This is a genomic window from Blastococcus sp. SYSU D00868 (assembly GCF_054050575.1).
Window position 1 is genome coordinate 73,779 of the sequence record NZ_JBJGZO010000018.1, and the last position, 26,903, is coordinate 100,681.

Below are 26,903 nucleotides of genomic sequence, written 5' to 3' on the forward strand. Positions count from 1 at the left end.
GTCACAGCTCGTCCAGCGCGACGGGGGAGGCGTCCGGCGGCGCGGTCAGCAGCCGCTGCACCAGGTGGACGACGTGGTCGGTGGTGACCCCGCGGACCATCTCGAACGGCGTGGCGACCGTGTCGAACTCGAGGGCGCCGATCACGCCGAGGTAGTCGCGCAGCTCGCCGTGGGAGAGCGGGATCTGCGCGTGGAACGCCTTGTGCGCGCTCAGGGCCACCGGGGTGCCGTCGGCGGCGAGGTCGACCTTCAGGGAGTCGCCGCAGAAGAGCACGTCGCGGCGGCGGTCGTGCAGCACCGCGTGCCCGGGGAAGTGGCCGCCGGTGCGGTACATCGTCAGGTCGGGGGCGAGCTCCAGGACGTCGTCCGCGGGCCAGGTGACCCGGAAGGCCTTGGTCCACTCCAGGTCCCGGACGCCGACGCTGACCACGCGCGGCTCCAGCTCCCGCTGCAGCTGCCACAGCGCGCCGTAGCCGTGCACGTGGCTGGCGGCCAGCACGTCGAACCCGCCCAGCTCCGCGGCCATCCGGCGCAGCTCGGCCAGCATCTCGGCGGTGTAGTGGGGCGCGCACTCGAACCCGACCAGGCCGACGTCGGTCTCGATCACCCAGCCGACGCTGTCCAGCCCGAACCGCGGCGAGGTGCCGAACCCGGTGACGCCGGGGACCGGGGCCGGCCGCCAGTGCCCGGTGACCAGCTCGTCGGCCTGCTTCTCGGTCACGAACTCGAAGCCGTGCTGCGGCAGCGCGTTGCGGACGTCGGCGCACACCGGGCAGGTCAGCGGCCCCGGCGCAGGCCAGCGCTGCCAGTGCCCGCAGTTGGTGCAGGCGTAGGCGGGCAGGTCGGGCAGCAGGCCGCGGTAGGGGTTGGTCGCGGTCACGGCGTCCTCTCCGGGATGTGGTCGGCGGACGCTCGTGCCCTGCCCGCCGTGGTGGGCAGGGCACGAGCGCCCGCGGAGGGGGGTGCGGTGCGGAGGGCGTCGACGAGCAGGCGGTGCAGCGCCAGGTCGCGGGCGGCCGGGTGGGGCCACGCGGCGGTGCCGGCGACGGCGGCGGTGAAGGCGGCGAACTGGGCGGCGAAGGGCGCCTGGTCCCCGAACGGGACGTCGACCGGCTCGGGGCGGTACAGCGTCAGCGTGCCGCCGGCGGTCTGGCCCATCGTGTCGACGGCGACAGCCAGGCCGCGGGTCCCCACCACCTCGAGGCGGCGGCGGGGCAGCGCGTCCGGGGTGTTGTAGTCGACGTGCAGGTCGACCAGCACGCCGCCGGCGGTGCGGCCGGACAGCAGCGCGCCGTCGTCCACCCCGTACCCGTGCACCCGGGTCTGCAGCGTGGCGGTGAGCTCGGCGACGTCCTCGCCGAGCAGCACCCCGGCCAGGTCGAGGCCGTGCGGCGCCAGGTCGATCGCGGCGCCGCCGCCGGCCCGGGCGGGGTCGACCCGCCAGTTGTCGTGCGGTCGGCCGTCCGGCGTCCAGTCGGCGGGCAGCCAGCAGCAGTACACGATCCGGACGGCGGTGACCGTGCCGAGCTCGGGGATCAGCTCGCGCAGCCGCGCGTGCGCGGGGTGCCAGCGTTGGTCGAACGCGGTGCCCAGCAGCACGCCGGCGCGGTCGGCGGCGGCGACCAGCGCCTCGGCGTCGGCGACGTCGGCGGCCAGCGGCTTCTCGCACAGGATCGCCGTGCCCGCCGCGGCGGCGGCCTCGACCACCGCGCGGTGGGCGGCGTTGGGCACCGCGACGTAGACGGCGTCGAGGCCCGGGGTGGCGAGGAAGGCGTCGAGGTCCGCGGTGGCCGGGGCGTCGCCGGAGACGCGGGCCAGGGCGGCGCGGTCGCGGTCGTGCAGGGCGACGACCCGGGCGCCCGGGGTGGCGTGCAGCGCCGGCAGCGCGTGGTCGCGGGCCACCCACCCGCACCCGGCGACGCCCCACCCGACGCTCACGCCGTTCCCCTCGACGAGATCTGCACAGTCGTCGCCATCAGCCCCTGATGGCGACGACTGTGCAGATCTCGCGGGGTCACCAGGCCTCCGGGAGGTCGACGAGCAGCCGGCGGCGGGCAGCGTCGGCGGGGAGCGCGTCGGGCCAGCGCGGCGGCAGGTACGCCGACCGGGGCCCGTACTCGGCGGCGTAGCGCGCGCTCGGCCAGGTCAGCACGCCGTCCCGGTAGAGCGGGTTGGGGCTGAGCGGGCCGAGCGGCTCGCCGAGGTCGGGTCCCGGCCCGAGCGGGTCGCCGCCGACCAGCGCGATCGCCTCGCTGCCGCGCAGGTCCGCGGCCGCGGCCGGCCGCGGCGGGCGGCCGGCGAGCAGGGCGGCGGTGAGCTCGGCGTCGTCGTAGAGCAGGCCGGCGCCGAGCACCTCCGCGTAGCCCTCCGGCGTCAGCGGCTCCCCGTGCGGGTCGGCGACGTGCGCGTGCCCGACGACGACGGTGCCGCCCGGCCCGGCCAGCGTCCGCATCGCCGCGGCCGCCGCTGGCTTGTCGCGCAGGAAGTAGAAGGCGTCGTGGCACATCACGAACGCCGGCGCGTGCACGGCCAGGTCGGGGGCGGCGGTGAGGTCGGCGCAGACGTAGCGCGCCGACGGGCAGACGAAGCGCCGCGCCAGCCAGAGCTTGGCCCAGACGACGTCGACGCCGAGCAGGTCGGTGCAGCCGCGCCGCGCCAGCTCCCGCAGGTGCGCCCCGACGCCGCAGGCGACGTCGACCACCGGCCGGCCGCCCGGCCAGTGCGCCTGGAGCAGGGCAAGGCCCGCCAGGTGGGTCGGGTCGGACCAGCGGTGGGCGAAGTAGTCGGCCACCCGGCCCATCCCGAGCAGCGTCATCGCCCCGCGCAGCGTGGCGGCGGCCGGCACCCGGGCCAGCTGCTCGGCCGGCGGGGGCGGCTCGGTCCACCAGTCGTCGGCGTCGGCGAGCAGCGCCACCCGGGCGCGGTCGACCTCGCCGTGCGCGAGCAGCCCGGCGACCTCGGCGCGCAGGTCGTCGCGGCCGGCGCGGACGAACGGGATGCCGTCGACGACGGGGACGTCGAGCACCACGCCGTTCCCAGCCCTGCTCACAGCCCGGCCGCCGCCAGCACCTCGAGGTGGAAGGACTGCACCGGCCCGGCGTGCACCAGCTCCAGGTCGTCCAGCGCCTGCTCGGCGGTGAACGCCCCGGCGCAGGCGTGGTGGTGCACCTGCAGCACCCGGTCCAGGACGTCGGCGGCGTGGAAGGCCTGCGACTCCGGGGCGGCGGCGTCGTCCCGCAGCGCCAGCACGCCGCGCAGCCGCCCGGCCAGCGAGGCCGGGAGCGTGTCGAGCTGCGCGGCCTCCAGCGTCTCCAGCACCCGGGGCAGCGCCCCGCCGAGCAGCACCTCCCCGGCGAACCCCGCGTCGGGCAGGACGACGTTGTGCAGGTGGTGGGCCAGGCCGACGAGGAACGGCACGACCGGGTCGGCGCCCACGACCGGGGCGACCAGCACCCCGTAGACGGCGACGGTCAGGCAGTGGTCGCCGTGGCTCTCCGGCGGCTCCACCATCACGCGGGCGCGGCCGGGTGCGGTGGCACCGGCGCGGGGCTGGCGGTTGAGCGCGGCGGCGAGCGGCGGGCCGTCGACCGCGGGCAGCGCGGTGGGCAGCGCCTCGCGCAGCCGCTCGCGCAGGACGCCGTCCAGGGGACCGGCGACCTCGTCGAAGGACCGGCGCAGCACCGCCCGCGCCTCCGCGTCGTCCAGCCCGGCGGCCCCGAGCACCGCGCCGTCGATGCCGGCCAGCCGGGCGCGGGCCACCGCCGCGGCGGTCTCCGACAGGGCCACCGTGGCGGCGTCCTCGCCGGCGGTCAGCCGGCCCCAGGCGCGGGCGAACGCCTGCTCGGCCAGCGACCCGGGCGCGGACGCGACCCGCACCCGCTTCGCGTCGCCGATCTCGGCCAGCAGCGGCCGCAGCGGCGCCAGCGCGCGGAGCGGCCCCACCGCCACCGTCACCGGGAGGTCGCGCCGGCGCCGAGCCAGTCGAGCAGCACCTGCTCCTGCCGGTGCAGGGCGTGCTCGGGGGTGCCGCCGCCGGGCGTCATCGGCGCCTTGAAGAACCAGCCGAGCTGCTGCTGCACGCCGCCCTCCCCGCGCTGCTGCGCCAGGTCGGTCAGGCGGGCGAGCTCGATGGCCAGCGGCGCGGCGAGGATCGAGTCGCGGCACTGGAAGTCGACCTTCACCTGCATCCGCTGGCCGAGGAAGCCGACCAGGTCGATCGCGTCCCAGGCCTCCTTCTGGTCGCCGCGCGGCCGGTAGTAGTCGATGCGCACCACGTGGTCCTCGACCGGGTAGCCGAGGATCGAGTCCAGCACGCTGCCCTTGGTCTGCAGCTTGCTGTTGAGCGAGTCGGGGTCGTCGAGCGCCAGGCCGTCGCGGTTGCCCAGGATGTTCGTCGAGTACCAGCCCTCGACGACCAACGCGCGGCTGCGGAAGGCCGGTGCGAGCACCGTCTTCATCATCGTCTGGCCGGTCTTGCCGTCCTTGCCGGCCAGCGGGACCCCGCGCCGCTCGGCGAGCTGCACCAGGGCAGGGACGTCGGCGGCCAGCGACGGCGTGAAGTTCACGTAGCCGGCGCCCTCGCTGATCGCGGCGTAGGCGTAGACCATCGCGGGGGTGATCGAGCGGTCGTCGGCGTCCAGCCCGGCCTCGAACCCCTCGGCCGTCTGGAGCGCGGGCGCGGCGGGGTCCGGCCACCGCTCGGTGGAGGCGAGGTTGACCAGCACCAGGCCGTCGAGCGCCCGCTCGGCGCGGAACCGGGCCAGGTCGGCGCGGACGGCGTCGGTCTGCGCGCGGCGGGTCTCGGCGAGCAGCACGTTGCCGCCGCTGACGTTGCGGCAGAAGTCGGCGTCGCCGGCCGCCGGCCAGGGCGTGATCCGGGACAGCGCGGGCTCCACCTGCGCGAGCTGCCGGGCGTCGAGGACGGCGTGCTGCTCGGCGGCCTTGTACAGGTCCGACCCGTCCAGGTCCCAGCCGGCGAGGACGAGGTCGGCGTAGTCGGCCATCCCGGTCGCCTCGCCGACGGGCACGCCGCCCAGGTCGAGGCCGGCCAGCGGGAGCCCCGCCGGGTCCGTGGCCCCCTGGCGGAGCAGCTCCAGCCCCGCCACCGCGGTCGTGGCGACCGCTCCTCCCAGGCCGACGACGGCGACCCCGACCCGACGCTCTCCAGCAGTCAACGGTGAACCTCCGAGTTGTGCCGTAGAAGGTGGTGCACAACCGAGCGTTGCACAGCTCGCCACCGCCCGCTGGGTGACGGCGAGGCGCCGGGCCGATCCCGCCAGACTGGGCGCATGAACGTGGTCGTCCGCCCCGCGAGGCGGGAGGACGCCGCGGTGCTGGCGGCGATCAGCCGGGCCGCCATCGAGGTGTCGGCGGCCGGGCACTACACCCCGGCGCAGCGGGCGGTGTGGCAGCGGCGGCGGACCGAGGAGGCCCACGCGCGGTACATCGAGACGACCGTGGTCCTGGTCGCGGAGATCGGGGCGGAGCCCGCGGGGTTCGCCTCCGTCGCCGTCGAGGCCGTCGACGGGCTGGTGCCCGGCGAGGTCGACCAGCTGTTCGTGGCGCCGGCGGCCGGCGGGCGCGGGGTGGCGCGGGCGCTGCTCGCCGGGGTCGAGGACGTCGCCCGCGCGCACGGGCTGCCGGCCCTGGTGACGCACGCGTCGTGGGGGGCCGCGCCGGTCTTCGCGCGGTACGGGTACCGGCAGGTCGAGGTCGAGACCGTGGACCTCGACGGGGAGGAGCTGAGCCGGGCGCGGATGGAGAAGGCGCTCCCGCCACGCCCGGGCGGGAATACCCCGCGTTCTGGTAAGGCTTGCGGCAGCAACCTGCCCGTGCCCCGAGAGGACCTCGCATGAAGACCCACGACTTCACCGTCGCCGCCGCCGACGGCACCGAGACGCGCCTGAGCGACTACGCGGGGAAGGTGCTGCTGCTCGTCAACACCGCGAGCAAGTGCGGGCTGACGCCGCAGTACGAGGGCCTGCAGAAGCTGTACGAGGACTACGCCGACAAGGGCCTGGAGGTGCTCGGCTTCCCGTCCAACCAGTTCATGGGCCAGGAGCCGGGGACGAACGAGGAGATCCAGGAGTTCTGCTCGACGCAGTACGGCGTCACCTTCCCGGTGTTCGCCAAGGTCGACGTCAACGGCCCCGACGCGCACCCGCTGTGGTCCTACCTGCGGGCCGCCGACCCCGGCGACTTCACCGCGGAGTCCGCGCCGGGCCTGTACGAGCACATCGCCCGGATCAAGCCCGACGCGATCGGCACCGACGAGGTGAAGTGGAACTTCACCAAGTTCCTCGTCGGCCGGGACGGCGAGGTCGTCCGCCGCTACGAGCCCAGCGTGACCCCCGAGCAGATCCGCGCCGACATCGAGACGGCGCTCGCCGCCTGAGTCGTCCTCCCTCACCGCAGCGCGTCCTCCCTCACCGCACACCGTGAGGGAGGACGCGCTGCGGGAGGGGAGGACGGCGGGTGGCAGGGTGTCGCCCGGGTCCGCGGCGGTCGCGGCCGGGACGACGCGCGGGAGGACGACGGATGGCCGACACGGTGGCCCGGGAGGACGCGGACGGCGTCGCGACCATCACGCTGCTGCGGCCGGGGCTCACCTCGGCGCTGCGTAAGGATCTGCTCGCCGTCGTCACCGAGGTGGCCGCCGACGAGTCGGTCCGCGCCGTGCTGCTGACCGGCACCGGCCGGGCGTTCTGCGTGGGCCAGGACCTCGCCGAGCACGTGGAGTCGCTGCGCGGCGACGCCGAGACGTCGCTGTCGATCGTCGCCGACGAGTACAACCCGCTCGTCCTGGCCCTGTCCGCGCTGCGGGTGCCGGTCGTGGTCGGCATCAACGGCGCGTGCGCCGGCGCCGGTCTCGGCCTCGCGCTTGCCGGGGACCTGCGGGTCGCCGCGGCCGGCTCGAAGTTCACGACGGCGTTCACCGGCATCGGGCTGTCCAGCGACTCGGCGCTGGCCTCGCGGCTGGTGCACTGCGTCGGCGGGTCGAGGGCCGCGCAGCTGCTGCTCCTGCCCGAGCCGTTCCCGGCCGAGACCGCCGAGCAGTGGGGCCTGGTGCACCGTGTCGTCCCCGCGGAGCAGGTCGCCGAGGAGGCTCGCGCGCTCGCCGTCCGGCTGGCCGCCGGGCCGACCGCGGCCTACCGCGCGGTCAAGACGGTGCTGGCGACGGCGGCGACCGACTCGCTGGAGGAGACCCTGGCCCTGGAGGCGGAGCTGCAGACGCCGCTGGGCACCAGCGCCGACCACCGCGAGGCGGTCGAGGCGTTCCTCGCCAAGCGGCCGGCGCTGTTCACCGGTCACTGACCGCATCGGCCGGGCTGCGCGCCGTCCCGACACGGGGGGCCGCAGCCGGTCACGCGGGGCCCGGCCGCCCGCGGGCCCTCCGGGTTGCGAGGCTGCTCCGACGTCGCCCTCGACGAGGAGGAGCAGCCCGTGCCCGACCCGGCCGTCGCCCGCGCGCGCCCGTCCGGGGCGCCGGTCCCCACCGGCGAGCAGCCCCTGCCCCGCCCGCGCACGCTCGCCGGCGCCGCGGCCGACCGGCCGCCCCCCGTGCGGCCGGAGGTGGCCGGCGGGCCGACGCCGCCCGTGCCGGCCGACCCGGCCCCGGCCCGCCCGCGCACCGTCGGGCTGGCCGCCTGGCTGTGGTGGGCCGGCTGCGCCGCCGGGGCGGTCGGGACCGCGGCCGCGCTGCGCGACTCCGACGCGCTGCAGGCGAAGCTGACGGCGAGCGCCACCGACGCGGACCCCACCGCCGCCGCCGACGTGATCGCCGACGGCGTCCGCGCGACGATCGCGCTCGTGCTGGGCAGCACCGGGCTGCTCGTCCTGGTCTCGCTGCTCTGGGTGGGCCTGATCCTGCGCCGCGCCGGCTGGGCGCGGTGGGCGCTGCTGCCGACCGCCCTGCTGCTACTGCTCGCGGTGGACATCACCCAGGACATGGTGGCCGGGGGCGCCGACCTCGACCGGGTCGCGTTCCTCGTCCAGGGCGGCCTCGTCCTCCTCGCGCCGCTCCTGCTCCTCGGCCGCTCCGCGCGCGCCTGGTTCCGCCGCACCCCCGACGCGGCCGGCTGACCCGGCCGGGTCGAGGAGCCCGGCGAGCAGCGCCTCGCAGCTGCGCACCACCACGCCCGCCGCATCCGCCGCGGCCCGGTCGGCGAGCGGGTCGTCGGCCGCCTCCCGCCAGCGCGCCAGGGCCGCCCGCGCGGCGGCGGTGCGCTCGCCGTCGGAGGCGGTGGCCGGGAGGCCGAGCCGCGCGGCCGGGGTCGTGCCCTCCCCGCCGAGCAGCCGTTCGGCGTCCGCGCGGAGGCCGGGCGGGAACGGTCCGTCCGGGCCGCTGCGGGCCAGCACCTCCAGCTCGGCCAGCTCGGGCGTGGCCAGCCGGATCCGCTCCGCCTCCGCCCGCAGCCGGGCCGCCCCCTCCGCCGGCGCGCGGCCGAGCACGTCCTCCACGGCCCGCAGCGCCGCCGCCGTCCGCAGCACGCCGCCGCGCTCGCCGAAGCGGGCGGTCAGCAGCCGCTGCAGCTCGGCCAGCCCGCTGCGCCGGACCAGCTCGTCGGCGAGCGTGCCCGCGTCGGGGATCCCGGCCCGGACCAGCATCACCGCCAGCCGGATGCCGAACACCCCGAGCCGCTCGACGAGCGACACCCGGACGTCGCGGGAGACGTCGACGGCGACCTCGGGCCGGCAGAACCGGTCGGCGGTGAGCAGCATCGCGGTGACGGCGGCCGGATCGGCCGCGGCCAGGCTGCGCAGGGCGACGAAGTCCCCGTGCCGCAGCGTCCGGCCGGCCAGCGCGAGCAGGCCGGAGACCGGCAGCACCAGGGGGCTGACGGCCCGGACGGCGGGGTCCGCGGCCAGCCGGCGGGCCACCGCGGCCGCCGACTCCAGCGCGTCCAGGCGGCCCGCGCCGATCTCGTCGGCCCGGGAGAGCACCGTGACCGTCGTGACGCCCGCGGCGCCGCCGGCCTCCTGCAGCCCGCGGAGCACCGCGAGGTCCTCCGGCTGCGGGGAGCGGGTCAGGAAGACCACCGCGTCGGCGCCGGGCCCGGCCGCCCCCAGGTACTCGTCGGTGCGGGCGCTGGTGGCCTCCGACAGCGACGCGGTGCCCGGGGTGTCGACCAGCGTGGCCGGCAGCAGCGCGGCCGACGGCCAGTCGACGACCAGGCAGGCGACGTCGTCGGGGTCGGTGCCGCCCAGGTCCAGCTGCAGGCCGCCGTCCACCCGGCGGACCGGCAGCGGCCGCTGCCCGCCGTCCCGCCGGTGCAGCACCACCCGCGGCACCGCGCCGTGCCGGTAGAGCGTGACCACCCGGGTGCACTCGCCGGCGTCGGTGGGGGCGATCCGCTGGCCGACCAGCGCGTTGAGCAGCGTGGACTTCCCCGCCTTGACCCGGCCCACGACGGCGACCCGCAGCGGCCCGTCGAGCCGGTCCCGCAGGGGCCGCAGCCGCGCGACCGCATCCGGGTCGCCCGCGCAGACCTCCAGCGCCGCGTCGAGGAGCTCGCGGGCGTCCGTCGTCCCGGGCACGGCACGCCGGTCGGTCGGGGCGGTCACCGGGCCGGCACCGGCTCGCCCAGCGACCGGCGCACGTCGGCGGCCAGCCGGTCCAGCTCGGCCAGCCGCACCCGCAGCACCCGGGCGCGGGCGTCCCGCTCGCCGGCCGCGTCCTTCGCCGACTGCTGCGCGGCGCGGACGGCGTCGGCCAGCGACTGGGACATCTCGTCGACGGTGTCGGAGACCAGGTCGCGCAGCGTGCGCTGGACGAGCCGGAGCCGGTCCTTGAGCTGCTTGCCGACCTGGAACACCACCTCGTCGATGTGCCGGCGCACCACGGCGCGGGCCTCGCTCTGCCGGCGGGCCACCCGCTGGGCCTGGTCGTCCTTGTACGCGCGGCGGCCCATGAGCACGCCGGCGGCGAGCGACAGCGGGTTGATGATCGCCAGGCCGACCAGGCTGGTCACCAGGCCCGTCATGAGGACGCCGGTGTAGGAGCCGCGCAGGCCGACGAGCATGCGCTCGCGCAGGGTCATGTCCCCGCTGTCGACCGCCGCGACCTCGACCACCATGTCCAGCGCCTCGGTGCTCGAGCCCACCGACAGCTCGGGCAGGGCCGCCCCGCCGTCGCGGGCGAACTGCTCGACCACCCGCTCGGCCAGCCACTGCGAGCGCTGTTCGGCCCACACGAAGCTGTCGGCGACCGCCGACCCGACGCGCTCGTCCAGCCAGCCGGCGATCCGCGGCCAGGCCGGGCCCGGGTCCTGGGCGTCGATCGCCTCCTCGGCCTCGCGGGTCACCACGCGGGTGCGGTCGCGCAGGTCGTAGTCGATGTCGGCCATCAGGTCGGTGACGCCGTCGTTGAGCACCTGCTGCCACCGTGCGGAGCGCTTCCGCAGGTCGTCGACGGCCTGCCGGGCCTCCTCCAGCTCGCGCAGCAGGTCGTCCCGGCCGGCCGGGTCCTCGATCGCGGTCAGCTCGGCCCGGACGGCGAGCCGCAGCTGCTCGGTCACGGAGGTGAGGTCGTGCCGCAGCGAGCGCGCCGCCAGGTCGCCCGCCCGGTCGACCACCTCGCGGCGCAGGTGCTCGACGAGCGGGCCGAGTCCGGACTCCTCGTGCAGCTCGGCGTCGCGGGTGGTCAACGCCAGCGCCGCCAGCGTCGAGGAGACGGCGAAGACCGGCGCGTCCACGTCCCGCCCCGCCAGGTGGGCGCGGTCCAGCTCCAGGACGGTCCGCCAGGCCGGCGCGACGTCGGTCTTGGTGAGCACGCAGACGACGGTCGGGCACAGGGCCGCCGCGCGCTGGAGGAAGTCCATCTCCGGGGCCGTGAACTCCTGGCTGGCGTCGGAGACGACCACGACGGCGTCGGCACTGGGCAGCAGGTCCACGGTCAGCAGCGACTGCGCCGCGCCGACCCCGCCGACCCCGGGGGTGTCGACGACCTCCAGGCCGCCCGCCAGCAGTTGCCGGGGCAGCTCCACCTCGGCGCGCAGCAGCCCCTCCACCTCCGCCGCGCCGGCGCCGACCCGGGCGGCGAGGGTGTGGATCGGCACCGGCACCCGCTCGACCCGGTCCTCGTCCGCCGCGCCCCCGGCCGGCGGGGACGCCGTCACCACGAGCTCGGCCCGCGGCTCGGTCCCGCCGCGGACGACGACCGGCACGACCGTGGCGACGTCGTCGGCCACGGCGCACACCGGCGCCCCCACCAGCGCGTTGACCAGCGAGCTCTTGCCCTTCTTCGCCTCGCCCACCACCAGCACCCGCACCGTCGGGGCGGCCACCCGCTCGCGCACCAGCCCCAGCCTGCGCTGCAGGTCGGGGCGGTCGCACGCCGCGGCCACCGCCAGGGCGCGGTCGATCAGCTCCGTCGACGTGACCACGGTCACCTCCCGTCCGGTTCCGTCCTATCACCGATCCCCCGTCCCGCGGACAGGCCGGGACCCGGGCCCGGCACGACGGCCGGACCCGGGTCCGGGACACCCGGGAGCGGCGGGTCGCCGCCGCTCCCGGGGGGAGGTGGTCAGCCGGCCGCGGGCTCGACGGCGGCGTGGTGGGGCTGGTCCTCGATCACCACGACGAAGGGGTCCTCGACCTCGAGCTCGGCGTCGTCGCCGCCGATGATGCTGTGGTCGTTGTCGATGGCGACCTGCACGTCGTCCACCTTGATCGTGTCGTTGTCCTCGGAGTAGTCCGGGGCGTAGGTGACGTCGCCGACCGAGAGGTCGTTCTGCGAGTTCACCTGGTGGCCGGAGTTGGCGTCCCCGCCGAGGGCGATGGCGCTGTCCTCGATGTCCACGTCGACGTCCACGGAGTCGCCGACCTGCGCGTCGTCGCCGCCCAGGGCCACGTCGCCGCCGTTGTAGCTGCCGACGTTGCCGCTGTCGCTGATCGTCGTGGTGTTGGTCGTGTTCGTGGTGGTCGTCGTGTTGGTGGTCGTGTTGGTGGTCGTGGTGGTGGTGTTGCCGACCGTGTTCCCGTCGCCCTCGACCACGGTCTGGTCGCCGAGCGCCAGGTTGACGTCCTCGACGACCACCGAGTCCTGGGCGACGTCGCCGGCGTTGCCCACGGCCACGTTGTTGTCCTTGATGTCGCCGTCGACCGCGATGCCGCCGCCGGTGGCGATCGCGCCCTCGTTGTCGTCACCGACGTAGACGCCCTCGTCCACGACGACGGCGCCCTTGCCCACGTCGCCGAAGATGGCCTGCGCGTCGCCGCCGACCCAGATGCTGTGCGAGGCGTCGATCTCGACGTTCACGTAGGTGATGTTGTTCTGGATGTTCTGCACGTGGGCGATGACGGTGGTCTCCGCGCCCGCGACCGGACCGTGGTGACCGTGGTGCCCGTGCCCGTGGCCGTGGTCGTGGTGGTCGGGCTTGTCGTCGTGGTGGTCGGGCTTCGCGACCGGCTTGTAGTCGTCGTCGTCGTCGCAGTGGTCCGGCTTTCCGCCGTGCCCGTACCCGTGGTCGTCGTGGTGGTCGGGCCTGCCGACCGGCTTGTAGTCGTCGTCGTCGTCGCAGTGGTCCGGCTTGCCCCCGTGGCCGTGCCCGTGGTCGTCGTCGTGGTGCGGCCGGCCGTGCCAGCCGCCCGGCGCGTAGCCGGCGACCATCGGCATCAGGTCGTGCACCTCGGCCGGCGCGACCCCGGGCAGGCCCGCGGCCGCGAGCTCGGCCTCCGGGTCGTCGGCGAAGGCCTGGGCCTTCTCCGGGTCGTCGAACAGGCCGAGGATGAAGTCGAGGATGTCGCTGGCGAGCGTGGTCATGCTGGCACTCCCGAGGACTGCGCCGGTCGCGGTCGGCCGGCTGGCGGGAGCAGTCCACCGGCCCCCGGGCGGCCCGGGCATCGGGCTCGGGTCCCCCTCCGTCCTCCCTGGATTGGGGGGTGGGCGCTGACTGCGCGTTAGGGGATGCGGGGTGTCGCCCCCTTCCTGGGGGCCTGACGGGGCCTCCGGGGCCGCAGGGGCAGACAGCCCCGAGCCGACCTGCTTACGTTCCGTCCGCGCTCGGGCCGTGCCAAGGCGGGCGTCGGACACGGCAGGGGGACCTCGTGCGCAACGGCGGGTACGGGTTGGGGATCGACGTCGGCGACCGGACGGTCGCCGCCGCCACCTGCGTCGTGGCGGACGGCGGCGTGCAGGCCGCCGAGCCGCTCCGGCTGACCGACGACGGAGGGCCCGGGGCGGGCGAGCCGCCCCCGGGATCCGGGGGGACGGCGGCGCTGCCGGAGCTGGGCGCGCCGACGGGGCTCCTGTCCCGGCTGGGCTGCCCCGTCCCGCTGGCCTGCGGGGACGGCCTCGAGCAGGCCGGGGAGCTCGTGGCGGCGCTGGTGGCCCACGTCCGGGACGCGGCCGCGCAGGTGCACGGCGGACCGGAGGCGTGGACGGTCCTCACCGTCCCGCCCGGCTGGGGCGGGCACCGGCGGCGCGCGCTGGCCGACGCCCTCGACGCCGCCGGCGTCCCCCGCTTCTCGGTCGTCTCCGGCGCCGTGGCCGCGGTCGCCCACCACGTGGCCGCCGGCGACCTGCCGGCCGGCGCCCGGGTCGCCGTCTACGACCTCGGCGCGACGAGCCTCGACACCGCCGTGGTGACCCCGGGCCCCCAGGGGGAGCTCGAGTCCCCGGTCCCCCCTCCCCTCCCCCTGCCGTGGGGCGGCCGCGACCTCGACGACCTCGTCCTGGCCCTCGTCCGCCGCTCCCTCGACGGCCCGGTGCCCGACCGCCGGGCCGCGCAGCGGCTGCGCGCCGGCTGCGTCCGGGCCAAGGAGGAGCTCTCCGCCGACACCGCCACCCGGCTGGACGTCGGCGGGACGGAGCTGCGGCTGACGCGGGAGGAACTCGACGAGCTGCTCGACGGGCCCGTGCAGGCGTCGGCCGAGGCGCTCGCCGCCACCGTCGCGGCGGCGGGCCTGGCGCCCGGGGACCTCGACGCCGTCGTCCTCGCCGGGGGCGGCGTCCGCGTCCCCCGGGTGGTGGAGGCCCTCTCCGGCACCTTCGGCCGCCCGCTCGTCGTCGCCGACCGCCCGGAGCTCAGCCCCGCGCTCGGCGCCGCCCGGCTCGCCGCGGAGGCGCTCGCCGCCGACGTCCCCGGGACGGCGGCGGCCGGCGCCGACGGAGCGCCCGTGGCCGCTGACGCCGAGGACGACGCCCCCGCCGGCGAGGCGGCGGCGCCCGCGGCCGGCCCGCGCCGGTCGCGGCGGCCGGGGACGGCGGCGCCCGCGGGCCGTCCCCCGCTGCCGCTGCCGGCGGCCGGCCGGGCCCCGGGGACGACGGGCCGGCGGCTGCGGCGCGGCGCCGTCGTCGTCACCGCCCTCGTCGCGATGATCGCCGGCCCGCCCGCGCTGTCCTCGGTCCTGGACGGCGCGTCGCGGCCCGCGGGCGGCGACGCCGCGGCCGAGGGCGAGGCCGACCCGGGCACCGGCGAGGCGGAGACCGGGCAGCCGCCGGCGCCCGCCGCTCCGGGCGGCGCCGCAGCGGGCGGCGCCGCGGCGGGGCCGATCTCCCCGGCGGCTGCGGTGTCGGAGCGGTCGGACTCGGCGGGCCGCCCGTCGGCGGCCGGCTCGGCCGGCCGGCCCGGCGGCCGCAGCACCCCCGCCACCACCGCCCGCGGCGGCTCCCGCCCGGGCACCACCGCCGCCGGCGCGGACGACGACGCGCCGGGCGCGGCACCGGCCGGCACCCCGGCGGCGCCCGCGGCGGGTCCCGTGGCGGCCCCCGCGGCCGTCGTCCCGGAACCGGCCGCGCCGCCGCCGTCGGCCGAGCCGAGCACGCCGGCACCCCCGGCGACTCCGGGCACCTCCACCCCGCCGGAGACGTCCGCGCCGCCGGTCACCCCGGACCCGCCGGCCACCGGCCCGCCCCCGGCGACGGACCCCGCGCCCGACCCCGCACCCGACCCGGCGCCGGAGCCCCCGGCCGGCGACCCCGCGCCGGGCGGGGCGGGGGACGGCACCCCCGTGTCGACGGAGACGGCATGACGCCGGACGACCGGGCCCCCGCGCCGTGGGCGGCCGTCAGCCTCGCCGACCCGGCCGCCGGCGCCCCCCGTGAGCGGCTGCGGGCCCTGGGGACGCCGGCGGCCCGCGAGGGCCACCTGACCGTGCGCGGCCCGGGCGGCACCGGGAAGACCCACCTGCTGGAGGAGCTCGCCGCGGGCGCCCGCCGGGCCGGCACCCCGGTGCTCACCGCCTCGGCGGCCGTCCCGACGCCCCGCGGCCGCTGCCTGCTCCTGGTCGACGACGCGCACCGGCTCGACGACCGGACCGCCGACCGGGTGCGCCGGCTGGTGCGCGAGCCCGGGACCCGCGCGGTGGTGGCGTTCCGGCCCTGGCCCCGGCCGCCCGCGCTGGGCGACCTGCTGGAGGACCTGGGCGGCGACCGGGAGCTGGTCCTGCTCGGCCCGGTCGACCGGGAGACCGTCCGCGAGTGGGCGGTGGAGCACCTGGGGGAGGCGGTGTCGTCCGCGCTGGTGGACGTCGTCCTCGAGCAGACGGCCGGGCTCCCCGGGCTGGCCGGGCCGCTGCTGCGGTCCCTGGGCGGCCGGCCGCGGCGGGGCGGCGCCGGCGTCCTGTCGCCGGGACAGCCACCCCGGTTGGCGGTGCCCGAGGACGTCGTCGACCGGATCCGCGCCGACCTGGCGGGCCTGGACGAGGGGACCCGCGCCCTGCTGCACGCCGTCGCCGCCGGCGCCCCGCTGGACGACGACGTGCTGGCCCCCGTCCTCGGCGTGCCCGAGTCGTCGATCGGTGACCTGGTGGCCGCCGGCCGCGCCACCGGCCTGCTCACCGGCGGCGGCTCGGTCGTGCCGCTCGTCTCGGCGGTGCTGCTGGCCACCACCCCGCCCGACGTCACCCGGCGCAGCCGCCGGCGGCTGCTGGGCGTGCTGCTCGACCGCGGGGAGGAGCCGGTGCAGCTGGCCCGGGGCCTGGCCGCGGCCGGGGTCCGCGACCCGCGGGCCGCGGCGCTGCTCGAGCGGCACGGGGACGCGGCGCTCGGCTCGGACCCGGCGCTGGCCGACGAGCTGCTCGGCGAGGCCCAGTCCAGCGGCGCCTCGATCACCGCCACCGCCGCCCGGCGGGCCCAGGCGGCGGTGCTCACCGGCGACCTGGACCGGGCGCTCTGCCTGGCCGACACCGCGCTGGTGGACCCGGGCGCCCCCGACCGCCCGCGGGCGGCGGCGGTGACCGCCACCGTGCTCGTGCAGCGCGGGCTGGTGGGCCGGGCCGCGGACCTGTACCGGCTCGCCGGCAGCGAGCGGGCCGGCTCGGCCGCCCTGGCGCTGCTGGAGATCGGCGCCCCGCAGGAGGCCGCCGACGTGCTGGCCGGCGCCGGCCGGCCCCGCGAGGGCGGCGCCGCGACCACGCTCGCCGTCGCCGAGGAGCTGATGGCCCAGGGCGTCCATCAGTCCCTGGGCGCGGGCACCGACGCCGCGGCCGCGCTGTCCACGCTGACCCGCGCCGCCGCCCTGCTGGAGCCCATGGGGCGCACGGCCCTGCTGCCCGACACCCCGGCCGCGCTCGCGGCGCTGGTGGCCCTGCACCGCGGCGAGCCGGCGGTCGGCGAGTCGGTGCTGCAGCGGGCGGTGACGGCCGACCTCGGCGGGCTGCCGCACCGGCCCCGGCACCGGATCCTGCTGGCCTGGTCGGCGATGCTCGCCGGCCGGCTGGACCACGCCCGCGAGCTGGCCGAGGCGGCCCGGGCCGCCGTCCCGGTCGTCGAGCCGCGCGACGAGGTGTTCCTCCGCGGCCTGGAGGTCGGCGTCGCCCGCCGCGCGAGCGACGCGCCCGCGCTGCTGCGCGCGTGGGAGCCGGCGCTGGAGTCCGTCGTCCGCCACCCGGTCGACCTGTTCACGCTGCTGCCCCTCGGCGAGCTGGTCGTCGCGGCCGCCCGGCTGGAGGCGGTCGACCGGCTGCGGCCGCACCTGGCGGAGGCGCGGGCGCTGCTGGCCCGGCTCGGCGACCCGCAGCTGTGGGCGACGTCGCTGCACTGGAGCGGCGCGCAGGCGGCCATCCTCACCGACGACCCGGCCGGGCTGCGGCCGCACGCCGCCGCCCTGGTCGCCGCGGCCCGCACCAGCCCGTACGCGGCCACGCTGGCCCGTGCGGGGCGCACGTGGCTGAGCGTCCTGGCCGGGGACGTCGACGTCGACGAGGTCGTGGCCGCCGGCGAGCGGCTCAGCGGGGTCGGGCTGGCCTGGGACGGCTCGCGGCTGGCCGGCCACGCCGCGGCCCGCACGGCCGACCCGCGGGGACGGTCGGCGCTGCTGGCGTGTGCCCGGGCGCTGTGCGAGCCGGCGGGGACCGACGCCGAGCCCGCCGGGCGGGGCGCCGCGGCGCCGGCCGCCCCGGGCACGGGCGCGCTCAGCGACCGGGAGCGCGAGGTGGCCCGGCTGGTCGTCGCCGGCCAGACGTACCGGGAGATCGGCGGCCGGCTCTACATCTCGGCCAAGACGGTGGAGCACCACGTGTCGCGGATGCGCCAGCGGCTGGGCGCCGGCACCCGGTCGGACCTGCTGGCCCGGTTGCGCGCGGAGCTCGCCGAGGGCGCCTGAGACGGGCGGCTCAGCCCTCCCGGCCGGCGTGCAGCCGGGCGGCCTGGCGCGTCAGGTGGTCGCGCTCCGCGCCGCTGGTGGCCTGCCGGGCCGCCTCGGCGTACAGCCGGGCCGCCGTCGCCAGGTCGCCGTCGCGCTCGTGCAGGTGCGCCGCCACCGCGGTGTACCGGGGCAGCGTCGCGTCCAGGTCCGCCAGCGCGGCCAGGCCGGCGCGGGGTCCGTCGGCCTCGCCGACCGCCACCGCGCGGTTCAGGCGGGCGACCGGACTGCCGGTCAGGCGCACGAGCTCGTCGTACCACTCCACGATCTGCACCCAGTCCGTCTCGGCGGCCGTGCGCGCGTCGGCGTGCAGCGCCGCGATGGCGGCCTGGGCCTGGTACTCGCCCAGCCGGTCGCGGGCCAGCGCCGCCTGCAGCACCGCCACGCCCTCCGCGATCGCGGCGGTGTCCCACCGACCGCGGTCCTGCTCGGCGAGCGGCACCAGGCTGCCGTCGGGCGCGGTGCGGGCGGCGCGGCGGGCCGAGTGCAGCAGCATGAGCGCGAGCAGCCCGGCGACCTCGGGGTGGTCGACCGCGGCCGCGAGCTGCCGGGTCAGCCGGATCGCCTCGGCCGCGAGGTCGACGTCGCCGGAGTAGCCCTCGTTGAACACCAGGTAGAGCACGCGCAGCACGGTGGCGACGTCGCCGGGCCGGTCGAGCCGCACGCCGGAGACGGTGCGCTTGGCCCGGCTGATGCGCTGGGCCATGGTGGCCTCGGGCACCAGGTAGGCCGCGGCGATCTGCCGGGTGGTCAGCCCGCCGACGGCGCGCAGGGTGAGCGCCACCGCCGACGACGGCGGGAGCGCGGGGTGGGCGCACAGGAAGTACAGCTGCAGCGTGTCGTCGCTGCCGGGCACGGGACCGGGCGCCGGCTCCTCCTCGACCCGGTCCTCGCGGCGCCGGCGGGCGACGTCGGACCGGGTGGCGTCCAGGAACCGGCGCCAGGCCACGGTGACCAGCCAGCCGCGCGGATCGCGCGGCGGGTCGCCCGGCCAGACGCGCAGCGCCTCGAGCAGCGCGTCCTGGACGGCGTCCTCGGCCGCCGCGAAGTCGGCGCCGCGGCGGACGAGGACGCCGAGCACCCCCGGGACGAGGCCCCGCAGGAGGGCCTCGTCGAACGGGGAGCTGTCGAGCGGGGTGCTCACTCGGTGATCAGGGGCGGCTCGCCGTAGAGCGGCCGGACCTCCAGCCACTCGTGGATCGGCTCGCCGCCCTTGCCCGGCGCGGCCGACAGCTCGCCGGCGAGCTCGACGGCCCGCTCGGGGGTGTCGACGTCGATGATCATGAACCCGGCGATGAGGTCCTTCGTCTCGGCGAAGGGGCCGTCGGTGACCGGCGGCCGGCCCTCGCCGTCGTACCGGACCCACATGCCGGTGGGCGCCAGCGCCTGCTCGCCGACGAACTCGCCCTGCTCCCGCAGCTTGGCCGCGAAGTCGTTCATGTACTGGACGTGCGCCGTGACCTCCTCCGGCGTCCAGTGCTCCATCGACACGTCGTTCACCGCCGCCGGGGCGCCGCGGTAGTGCTTGAGCAGCAGGTACTTGGCCATCGGGGTGTCTCCCTCGGTGTGGTGCGACCCATCGTGGTCGCGGACACCCGGGAGACGGAACCGGTCCCCGGTTCTCGACACGGCCGCCGCAGGATCTCCGGCGGCGGCCGGACGGGCTACCGGGAGAGGACGACGCAGGAGACGCAGACGTCCCGCTCGGCGACCGGCCAGGCCGGCTCGACGGTGACGCGGGCCAGCGAGCCGCAGAGGGTGAGCTCGCAGGCGCCGTCGACCTCGCTGGGGTGACGGTGCACCTCGACGGCGTGCCAGAGGGCGGCGGTGGGGCCGTGCGCCCGGCTGCGGGCGGCGACATAGGTGGTGGCGGTGCGGGCGACGGCGGCGGTCATGACGGAGTGGTCGGCCGCCCGGGGCGCCGGGCACAGCGGAGCGGGCCGCGCCTCACCCCAGGGGGTGAGGTGTCGGCGGGTCCGGCCTCCCGGCGGGTCGCCGTCCGGCGCGGCAGGATGCGGCCATGGAGATCCGGCCATGGAGCTGACCAAGCACGGCCACGCGTGCGTCGTGGTGAGCGACGGCGACCGGCGGCTCGTCCTGGACCCGGGGGCGTTCACCGACCCGGGCGTCCTGCGCGGGGCCAGCGCGGTGCTCATCACGCACGAGCACGTGGACCACTTCGCACCGGAGCCGCTGCGGGCGGCGATGGACGCCGACCCGGCGCTGGAGGTGTGGACGAACGGCTCGGTCGCCGGCCGGCTGGAGGGCCTGGGGAGCCGCGTGCACGTGGTGGGCGACGGGGACGCGGTCACCGTCGCGGGGTTCGACGTCACGGTGCACGGGGAGCTGCACGCGGTGATCCACCCGGAGATCCCGCGGGTGGGGAACGTGGGGTTCCTCGTGGGGGGCGCTGCCGGCGGGTCCGTCTTCCACCCGGGGGACGCCTGGACGGTCCCCGAGGAGCCGGTGTCGACCCTGCTGCTGCCGGTGCACGCGCCCTGGTCGAAGGTGGCGGAGGTGATCGACTACGTCCGTGCGGTCGGCGCCGACCAGGCGTTCGCCGTCCACGACGGGTTGCTCAACGACATCGGGCTGGGGCTGGTGGGTGGCCTGCTCGGCGAGCGGGGGCCCGGGACCCCGACGCCGTACGCCCGGCTGGCGCCGGGGGACTCGGTCGAGCTCTGAGTCCCCCGGCGGCCGGGTCCGTCAGCGCAGCGTGCGGCTGCGGCGACCGCTCGACATGCGCTCGGCGATCCCGACGAGCAGGACGGCGGCGATCACCGCGAACACGAAGCCCAGCACGTTCAGCTCGAACGGGTTGGTGCTGTCGTTGAACAGGCCACCGATCAGGCCACCGATGATGGCGCCGACGACACCGAGGGCGAGGGTGGCGAACATGCTCATGTGCTGCTTGCCCGGGGTGATCAGGCGGGCGAGGGCGCCGATGATGAGCCCCACGACGATGAGCCCGATGATCTGACCAATCACAGCGATCTCCTTCAGTCCGACCGGCTGGGCCCTCCCGGCGGTCGCCGGGTGCCCGAGGCCGGTGCACCGGAGGCGCCCTCACCCCCGATCGGGCGCCTGGTGACGACCCCATACCCGCAGGCGGGCCCGCTGATGCACGGCATCACCCGACCGGGCGGTCACGGTCCGGTCACCTCGCGGAGAGGCGGGCGACGTGCTCGGGCACCTTGGCCAGCTCGCCGTCGACCGTGGACTGCACCAGGCGCTGCACGCTGCTGCGCAGCAGGCGGTCGACCAGCCGGTTCTTCCGCCGCGGCTCGTGGTCGACGGTGATCGTGACGCGGGTGCCGCCGTCCGCGGCGTCGTCGAGCTCGATGCGCGTCGTCCACGTCTCGGGGGTCAGCTCGAGGCGCGTGGTCACCGCCCGGCGGGGCCGCCACTCCACGATCTCCCCCTCCGGCGCGCCGGCGCGGGGCTGCTCGCCCTCCGCGAGCACGCCGGGCACGCAGACGAAGCGGGTGCCCTTGCCGGGCGGCCCGCCGCCGGCCACGACGTAGGAGACGTCGCAGACCGGGCAGTGCGGCTCCAGGACCGCCAGCGCCCGCCACACGACGTCCCGTCCCTCCGGCACCACGCGGCTGCCGCTGGCCGTCGTCACCGCGCCTCCCCCGTTCCCCGTCCCCGGTCGTCGTGGCCGTCCGCGCCGGGTGTCCGGACCCCGGCGGGGGAGGTCACCGACACCTCGAACTCCACCCGGCTGACGTCCGGGCGCAGCCGCGACCAGCTGTGCACCAGCGGGTGCCCGCCGCTGTCGCGCACCGTCGTCCGGACGACGAGCAGCGGGGAGCCGGCGACGATCCGCAGCAGCTCCGCCTCCTCCGGCGTGGCGGTGCCGACGTCGACGACGATGCGGGCGTGCGCCAGGTCGGCGTCGTACTCCCGCCGCAGGAACTCGTAGAGGGAGCCGTCGTGCAGGTCCGCCTCGGCCGCGCGCGGGAAGCGGTCGGCGGGCAGGAAGCTGTGCGCCACGTGGTTGGGCGCGCCGTCGACGCTGCGCAGCCGCACCAGCTCGACGACGTCCGCGGCGACCCCCAGGTCGAGCTCCGCGGCGATGGCCACCGGCACGGGCACGACCCGCTGGGTCAGCACGGTCGTGCCGACCTGCGCGCCCTGCTCGGCCATCACGGAGCTCCACCCGGCGATGCGGTGCACGAAGCTCTCGCGGTACTCGTGCCGGATCGCCGGCCGGGTGACGAAGGTGCCTCGCCCCTGCTCGCGGACGAGGTGCCCGTCGGCGACGAGCCCGTCGACGGCCCGCCGCAGGGTGATCCGGCTGACCCCGTACTCGGCGCACAGCACCGGCTCCGGGGGGAGCAGGGTGTGCTCGGGCAGCGCCGACACGCGGCGGCGCAGGTGCTCCCGGACCGACAGGTACTTCGGTCCCGACACGGCGCTGGTCACGGGCCCGACGGTACGTCAGGGACACGTCCGGACGTCATGTCGTCTGGGACGTCTGCCCGCCAGGGGTGTGACGTGGGCCGGCATCGGTACCGGCGAGGCACGTCCACCCCCCGATCATGGGATCGCCATGGCAGGTTCTGCCCCGTGTCGCAGGACCCACGCAGCCGCCGCCGGGCCGAGACCAAGCGGCGGATCTACGAGGTGGCCATGCGGCTGTTCCTCGAGCGCGGCTACGACGAGGTGAGCGTCGGGGAGATCGCGACCGCCGCCGGGGTGTCGGTGCCGACGTTCTACGCGCACTTCCCCAACAAGGAGCACGTGGTCCTGCCGCTGCCGGACCGGCCCGCGGTGATGGCGAGCCTGGCCGCGCTGCCCCCGGGTGAGGGCTCCGTGTTCGCGATCGTCCGCGAGGGGATGCTCGCCTGGCTGGCCGCCCCGCAGGGACAGGACCTGCAGGAGATGCTCGACCGGTGGCGCGTCGTCGTCGCCACCCCCGACCTGCGGCTGCGGGCGGCCGAGTACGAGCGCGCGACCGCGGAGATCGTGCTCGAGTCGCTCCCGCCGTCGGTGCTGACGCCGGACCGCAGGCTGGCGACCGAGCTGGTCGTCCTCGCGCTGTTCTCCTCCTACACCGTGAGCCTGCTGCGGTGGGCCGAGGAGGGTGGCCGGCGGTCCCCGGTGGAGGTGGCGCAGGAGGTGCTCACCACCCTGCGCTCCCTGGGCGGCCCCGTCTAGGACGACGGGGCGCGCAGCTCCACCACGGTCACCTCGGGCCGCGCCCCGATGCGCATCGGCGGGCCCCAGTACCCGGCGCCGGAGGTCACGTACAGCTGGGTGTCGCCGTGCTGGGAGAGGCCCTCGACCGCCGGCTGGTCCAGCCGGATCGCGTAGTCGAACGGCCACAGCTGGCCGCCGTGCGTGTGCCCGGACAGCTGCAGGTCGACGCCGGCCGCCCGCGCCTGCTCCACCTGGACCGGCTGGTGGGCCATCAGCACGACCGGGACGGCGTCGTCGCGGCCGTCCAGCGCGGCGTCGAGGTCGGCGCCGTGGCCGGGCAGCCCCGAGGAGGCCGCCGTCCGGTCGTCGATGCCCGCCAGGTCCACGCTCGCGCCGCCCCGGCGGAGGGCCACCCGCTCGTTGCGCAGCACGTCGACGCCCAGGGTCGGCAGGTGCCGCAGCCACGCCGAGGTGTCGACGAAGTACTCGTGGTTGCCGGTGACGAAGAAGACGCCCTGCTCGCTGACCAGGTCGGCCAGCGGCGCGGCCTCCTCGCGCAGCTCGTCGACGTCGCCGTCGACCAGGTCGCCGACGATGGCGACGACGTCCGGCCGCTGGGCGTTCACCGTCTCGACCAGCCGCTCGAACCGCCGCCCGCCGTAGGTGGCCGACAGGTGGCCGTCGGAGAAGGTGACGATGCGCAGGCCGTCCAGCGCCGGGTCCAGCCGCGGCAGGGTGATCGGGACCCGGCGGACGACGGGCGCGGAGTTGGCCAGGTAGACCCCGGTGCCGGCGGTGCCCAGCGCCGCCACCCCGGCGGTGACCGCGAGCCCGCGGGCGAGGAACAGCCGGCGGGACGGGTCGGCGGCGGTCTCGGGGCTCTGCCCGTCGCGGTCCTCCGCGATCGCACCGCGTCCGGGTGCCGCCTCCCCGTCGGGCGGAGCACCGACGGCCACCCGTCGCGGCCCCCTCCGGGACCCACTCCGCGCGACCAGGGAGGAGCCCCAGCGCACCGGCTCGAGCACGAGCAGCGCCAGGAACAGGTAGAAGGCGGTGCCCAGCCACAGGTAGGCGACCCAGTCCAGCGGCGCGGCGGCGTCGAGCGGCAGCGTGCGGCGCAGCAGCACCGCCGCGGCCGGGAGCACGGCCAGCACGAGGACCAGCAGGGTCAGCCGGCGGCGGGTGCGGCCGGGCAGGGTGGTGGCCCGCACGACGCGGGACCAGAGGTAGGTGTGCAGGAGCGCCGAGGCCAGCAGCACGACCGTGCCGAACCCCAGGAGGCCGATCAGGGACACGAGGCCCCCGTGCAGGGGCCCGCCACGAGCCGGTGAGTGGTGGGGGGCACGGGGGTCCTTCTGCTCGCTCGGGACTCGGTACGGGTGGGTCGGGGTTCAGGCGCTCTTCGCCACGGCCCGCACCGCCGGACGCAGGTCCGGCTCCAGCCGCCAGAACGCGGCGGCGGAGTCCGCCGCGCGGGCCTCCTCCAGCGCGTACAGCCGGCCCCACGTCCAGGTCGGCTCGCCGGCCGCGCCGGCGGCCCCGCCCAGCTTCAGGCACCGCTCACGGGTGGCCACGGTGTCCTGCGCGGCGCCGAGGAGCTCCTGGACCTCCTTCATGCAGGACACCAACGCCGCGGCCGGCTCCCCGAGCACGGGGACGGCGACCTCGGCGGTGTAGCGGACCCGCTTGGCCGCCTTACGCACGTCGTGCAGCGGCGAGTCCTCGTGCGGCACCTCCTCGCCGGCCGCGCGGGCCGCCTCGATCCGCTCGGCCAGCCGCTTGCCGCTGCGGTGGACGGCGCGGGCGAGGACCGGCCCGGCCGGCTCGGTCGCGGCCTCGGCCAGCGGGGGCTCGGCGAGCAGACCGTCGAGGGCGTCGAGCACCGCGAGGTAGCGGCGGTCGCCCAGGGTGCGCAGGGCCTTGCGCCGGCCCGCGTCGGCGTCCTGCACGGCGGCGGTCTGCAGGCGCGCGACGACCGGGCCGCGCACCTGCTCGACCGGCTGGGCGGCGACGAGCTCGCGCAGGTGGGCCAGGGCGACCTCGCCGTCCCGGGCCGCGGACAGGGCGGTGCCCACCCACCGCAGCTCCTCGCGCAGCGGGTCGGTGCTGGTGCGCTCGAGGACCGGCCGGAACGCGGCGAGGATGCTGCGCAGGCGACGGCAGGCGACCCGCAGGTCGTGGATGCCGTCCTCGTGGCCGGTGCGCACCAGCATGTCGGCGTCCTGCAGCGCCTCGACCTGGCCGCGGAGGGCGCCGAGGACGACGTCGGCGGCGGTCTGCGGCGCGGCCTCGTCGGCGTCGCCCTTCCGCTTCCCCTTCCTGCCCTTCCGGCCCTTCTTGCCCGCCCCCTTGCCGGCCGCGTCCTTGCCGGCCGCGTCCTCCGGCTGCCCGTCAGCGGTCGGGGTCGGGGCCGGGGCCGGGGGCAGCCGGTCGGCGAGCACCCGGGCCAGCTTGGACGGCGAGTCCGACGGCACCGCGCCGGCGTCGACGAGGGCGCCGACGAGCGCACCGAGCAGCGACTCGTCGCCGTCCACCAGCTCGACCTCGAGCTCCCGCCACGCGGTCACCGTGGCCGGCTCGCCGGGGCTCGGCGCGGCGGCGGTGCCCCGCACCGTGTCGTCGGCGACCTCGGCGAGCACCCGCCCGTCGTCGGCGAGGACCGTCGTCACCACCCGCGTCGTCTCCAGGGTGGCCACGGCCGTCACCGGGGCGGTGCGGACCAGGCCGAGGACCGGCTCGAGGACCGCCTTGGGCGGCACGGCGCGGCGCGGGCCGAGCGGGTGGTGGTTCTCGCGGCGGGCGGCGCCGCCGGCGGGCAGCTTCAGGTGCCAGCCCGCGTCGGTGCCCCCGGTCCGGCGGCGCAGCGTGACCCGGGACCGCAGCAGGCGCAGGTCGGCGGTGTCGAAGTAGGTGGCCGACAGGTGGTGCTCGACCGGCTCGCCGACGGCCGCGACGCCGTCGACGGCGGTGAGGTCGGGGAGGCCGAACCCCGGGCCCGGCTCGAGCTTGCGTTCGATCTCGACGTGCCCGTCCACTGCGCTGCCTCCTCGCCGGGGCGGCCGGAGCTGACCACCGATCTCCGGAAACGGTAGGCCACTCGGGTCCACGGTGTCCCCGTCGCGATGTTCGCCCGCACCGGTGGATGGGCACGCTGCCCGCAGAGCACCGTCGGCGGGACGGTCCGCGTGAGGGGAGCCCACCCATGCTGAGCGAGCGCGAGGTCTCGGCGGCCATCGGCAGCCCGGCCTACGGCCCGGACGGCGACAAGATCGGCACCGTCGAGCACTTCTTCGTCGACGACCGCACCGGCGCGCCGACGTGGGCGGCGGTCACCACGGGGCTGTTCGGCACCCGCCACTCGATCGTGCCCGCGGTGGACGCCGTCTACGTCGACGGCGGTCTGCGCCTGCACGTGACCAAGGACGCCGTCCGGTCCGCGCCGCACCTGACCGGGGACCACCTCGACCCCTCCGACGAGGCGGAGCTGCGCCGCCACTACGGCCTGGACACCGCGCTGCCGGCGACCCCGGACACCGCGCCGCGCACCGACCCGGGGACCCTGCCGGCGGCGGAGCCGGACACCGCGGAGACGCCGGTCGTGGCCGCCGCTCCCCCGCCGCCCCCGCCGCCTCCCGCCCAGCCCGCCGCGGCTCCCGACCGGCCGGCGGTCCCCGTGGCTGCCGCGGCGTCCCCGACCGGCTCCGCCGGCGACGGCGCGATGATCCGCAGCGAGGAGCGGCTGGAGGTCGGCACCGAGCGGGTGGCCGCCACGCGGGTGCGGCTGGTCAAGTACGTGGTCACCGAGGAGGTGCAGATCACCGTCCCGATCCGGCGGGAGGAGTTCCGGCTGGAGGAGGTGCCGGTCGACGCGCCCGACCCCGGCCCCGGCGAGACGCTCGAGCCGCCCGCGCACGAGGCGGGCAGCCCCCCCACCACGCCGATCCCCGTGGTGTCCGGCGCCCTGCCCGAGGAGATCGTGCTGCACGCCGAGCGGCCGGTCGTCACCGTCGAGGTCGTGCCCGTCGAGCGGGTGCGGCTGCGCACCGAGGCGGTCACCGGCACCGAGCAGGTCACCGAGCGGGTGCAGCGCGAGCGGATCGTCGTCGACGAGAGCGGCTCCCCCGCCCGCAGCTGACCGGAGTGCGGGAGCGCAGGAGACCTGCGCTCCCGCAC

24 protein-coding genes are annotated in these 26,903 nt (G+C 77.5%); 8 read left to right on the forward strand and 16 right to left on the reverse strand.

The features are described 5' to 3' along the window. Position 1: 1 nt before the first annotated feature. The 5 genes from ACI79F_RS15790 to ACI79F_RS15810 form a co-directional block, all read right to left on the reverse strand. Positions 2–880 (reverse strand): MBL fold metallo-hydrolase, encoded by an 879-nt coding sequence (locus tag ACI79F_RS15790; protein ID WP_456545487.1) that lies wholly within the window; start codon positions 878–880, stop codon positions 2–4. Continuing rightward, complete coding sequence (locus tag ACI79F_RS15795; RefSeq protein ID WP_456545488.1) at positions 877–1,938, reverse strand: Gfo/Idh/MocA family protein; 1,062 nt, start codon at positions 1,936–1,938, stop codon at positions 877–879. Before ACI79F_RS15795 ends, ACI79F_RS15790 begins: the two co-directional genes overlap by 4 nt. Before the next feature lie 76 nt (positions 1,939–2,014). Beyond that, positions 2,015–3,049, reverse strand: a complete 1,035-nt coding sequence (locus tag ACI79F_RS15800; RefSeq protein ID WP_456545489.1) for a methyltransferase domain-containing protein — start codon at positions 3,047–3,049, stop codon at positions 2,015–2,017. Beyond that, the gene (locus ACI79F_RS15805; protein WP_456545490.1) at positions 3,046–3,942 is read right to left on the reverse strand and encodes a hypothetical protein; all 897 of its coding nucleotides are present in this window, start codon (positions 3,940–3,942) and stop codon (positions 3,046–3,048) included. Before ACI79F_RS15805 ends, ACI79F_RS15800 begins: the two co-directional genes overlap by 4 nt. Positions 3,943–3,950: 8 nt before the next feature. Beyond that, positions 3,951–5,174 carry an inositol-3-phosphate synthase gene (locus ACI79F_RS15810; protein ID WP_456545491.1) on the reverse strand — a complete coding sequence of 408 codons (1,224 nt, stop codon included), beginning with the start codon at positions 5,172–5,174 and terminating at the stop codon, positions 3,951–3,953. 114 nt (positions 5,175–5,288) lie between these two features. Between ACI79F_RS15810 and ACI79F_RS15815 the strand changes: the two genes are divergently transcribed. The 3 genes from ACI79F_RS15815 to ACI79F_RS15825 all read left to right on the forward strand — a co-directional run bounded on the left by ACI79F_RS15815 (position 5,289) and on the right by ACI79F_RS15825 (position 7,314). Next, positions 5,289–5,855, forward strand: coding sequence for an N-acetyltransferase family protein (locus tag ACI79F_RS15815; RefSeq protein WP_456545492.1), 567 nt, complete (start codon positions 5,289–5,291; stop codon positions 5,853–5,855). Next, positions 5,852–6,394, forward strand: a complete 543-nt coding sequence (locus tag ACI79F_RS15820) for a glutathione peroxidase (RefSeq protein WP_456545493.1) — start codon at positions 5,852–5,854, stop codon at positions 6,392–6,394. Before ACI79F_RS15815 ends, ACI79F_RS15820 begins: the two co-directional genes overlap by 4 nt. A gap of 143 nt (positions 6,395–6,537) precedes the next feature. Then, positions 6,538–7,314 carry an enoyl-CoA hydratase-related protein gene (locus ACI79F_RS15825; protein ID WP_456547565.1) on the forward strand — a complete coding sequence of 259 codons (777 nt, stop codon included), beginning with the start codon at positions 6,538–6,540 and terminating at the stop codon, positions 7,312–7,314. Between the two features lie 603 nt (positions 7,315–7,917). Here the strand turns inward: ACI79F_RS15825 and ACI79F_RS15830 are convergent. From ACI79F_RS15830 to ACI79F_RS15840, 3 genes are all read right to left on the reverse strand, one after another. Further along, complete coding sequence (locus ACI79F_RS15830; RefSeq protein WP_456547566.1) at positions 7,918–9,564, reverse strand: dynamin family protein; 1,647 nt, start codon at positions 9,562–9,564, stop codon at positions 7,918–7,920. Continuing rightward, the gene (locus ACI79F_RS15835; protein ID WP_456547567.1) at positions 9,561–11,384 is read right to left on the reverse strand and encodes a dynamin family protein; all 1,824 of its coding nucleotides are present in this window, start codon (positions 11,382–11,384) and stop codon (positions 9,561–9,563) included. Before ACI79F_RS15835 ends, ACI79F_RS15830 begins: the two co-directional genes overlap by 4 nt. A gap of 140 nt (positions 11,385–11,524) precedes the next feature. Continuing rightward, positions 11,525–12,763: an IniB N-terminal domain-containing protein gene (locus ACI79F_RS15840; RefSeq protein WP_456547568.1), complete on the reverse strand. Its 1,239-nt coding sequence runs from the start codon at positions 12,761–12,763 to the stop codon at positions 11,525–11,527. Positions 12,764–13,047: 284 nt separating this feature from the next. Between ACI79F_RS15840 and ACI79F_RS15845 the strand changes: the two genes are divergently transcribed. Then, complete coding sequence (locus tag ACI79F_RS15845) at positions 13,048–14,973, forward strand: Hsp70 family protein (RefSeq protein WP_456547569.1); 1,926 nt, start codon at positions 13,048–13,050, stop codon at positions 14,971–14,973. Continuing rightward, complete coding sequence (locus tag ACI79F_RS15850) at positions 14,970–17,546, forward strand: LuxR C-terminal-related transcriptional regulator (protein WP_456547570.1); 2,577 nt, start codon at positions 14,970–14,972, stop codon at positions 17,544–17,546. The genes ACI79F_RS15845 and ACI79F_RS15850 overlap by 4 nt, the downstream gene beginning before the upstream one ends. Positions 17,547–17,556: 10 nt before the next feature. Here ACI79F_RS15850 and ACI79F_RS15855 read toward each other — a convergent pair whose 3' ends face one another. The 3 genes from ACI79F_RS15855 to ACI79F_RS15865 form a co-directional block, all read right to left on the reverse strand. Then, positions 17,557–18,729, reverse strand: coding sequence for an RNA polymerase sigma factor (locus tag ACI79F_RS15855; protein ID WP_456547571.1), 1,173 nt, complete (start codon positions 18,727–18,729; stop codon positions 17,557–17,559). Next, on the reverse strand, positions 18,726–19,133 hold the full coding sequence (locus tag ACI79F_RS15860; RefSeq protein WP_456547572.1) for a YciI family protein: 408 nt from the start codon (positions 19,131–19,133) through the stop codon (positions 18,726–18,728). The genes ACI79F_RS15855 and ACI79F_RS15860 overlap by 4 nt, the downstream gene beginning before the upstream one ends. 116 nt (positions 19,134–19,249) lie before the next feature. Continuing rightward, positions 19,250–19,480, reverse strand: a complete 231-nt coding sequence (locus tag ACI79F_RS15865; protein WP_456547573.1) for a hypothetical protein — start codon at positions 19,478–19,480, stop codon at positions 19,250–19,252. A 139-nt stretch (positions 19,481–19,619) separates the two neighbouring features. On the opposite strand from ACI79F_RS15865, the gene ACI79F_RS15870 reads away from it, so the two are divergent. Then, positions 19,620–20,270, forward strand: a complete 651-nt coding sequence (locus ACI79F_RS15870; protein WP_456547574.1) for an MBL fold metallo-hydrolase — start codon at positions 19,620–19,622, stop codon at positions 20,268–20,270. Between the two features lie 21 nt (positions 20,271–20,291). Here the strand turns inward: ACI79F_RS15870 and ACI79F_RS15875 are convergent, their stop codons facing one another. From ACI79F_RS15875 to ACI79F_RS15885, 3 genes are all read right to left on the reverse strand, one after another. Further along, a complete protein-coding gene (locus tag ACI79F_RS15875) occupies positions 20,292–20,573 on the reverse strand; it encodes a GlsB/YeaQ/YmgE family stress response membrane protein (RefSeq protein WP_456547575.1) in 282 nt (93 codons plus the stop codon). A gap of 169 nt (positions 20,574–20,742) precedes the next feature. After that, positions 20,743–21,210: an SRPBCC family protein gene (locus ACI79F_RS15880; RefSeq protein ID WP_456547576.1), complete on the reverse strand. Its 468-nt coding sequence runs from the start codon at positions 21,208–21,210 to the stop codon at positions 20,743–20,745. After that, entirely contained in the window at positions 21,207–22,013 is an 807-nt protein-coding gene (locus tag ACI79F_RS15885) for a GntR family transcriptional regulator (RefSeq protein ID WP_456547577.1), read from the reverse strand. The genes ACI79F_RS15880 and ACI79F_RS15885 overlap by 4 nt, the downstream gene beginning before the upstream one ends. 144 nt (positions 22,014–22,157) lie before the next feature. Between ACI79F_RS15885 and ACI79F_RS15890 the strand changes: the two genes are divergently transcribed. Then, on the forward strand, positions 22,158–22,748 hold the full coding sequence (locus ACI79F_RS15890) for a TetR/AcrR family transcriptional regulator (RefSeq protein ID WP_456547578.1): 591 nt from the start codon (positions 22,158–22,160) through the stop codon (positions 22,746–22,748). Here the strand turns inward: ACI79F_RS15890 and ACI79F_RS15895 are convergent. Then, on the reverse strand, positions 22,745–24,025 hold the full coding sequence (locus tag ACI79F_RS15895) for a metallophosphoesterase (RefSeq protein ID WP_456547579.1): 1,281 nt from the start codon (positions 24,023–24,025) through the stop codon (positions 22,745–22,747). The two genes, ACI79F_RS15890 and ACI79F_RS15895, sit on opposite strands and share 4 nt — an antisense overlap. A 96-nt stretch (positions 24,026–24,121) precedes the next feature. Next, positions 24,122–25,765 carry a CYTH and CHAD domain-containing protein gene (locus tag ACI79F_RS15900; protein WP_456547580.1) on the reverse strand — a complete coding sequence of 548 codons (1,644 nt, stop codon included), beginning with the start codon at positions 25,763–25,765 and terminating at the stop codon, positions 24,122–24,124. Between the two features lie 167 nt (positions 25,766–25,932). On the opposite strand from ACI79F_RS15900, the gene ACI79F_RS15905 reads away from it, so the two are divergent. Continuing rightward, positions 25,933–26,865, forward strand: a complete 933-nt coding sequence (locus ACI79F_RS15905) for a DUF2382 domain-containing protein (RefSeq protein ID WP_456547581.1) — start codon at positions 25,933–25,935, stop codon at positions 26,863–26,865. The last annotated feature ends 38 nt before the right edge of the window (positions 26,866–26,903 follow it).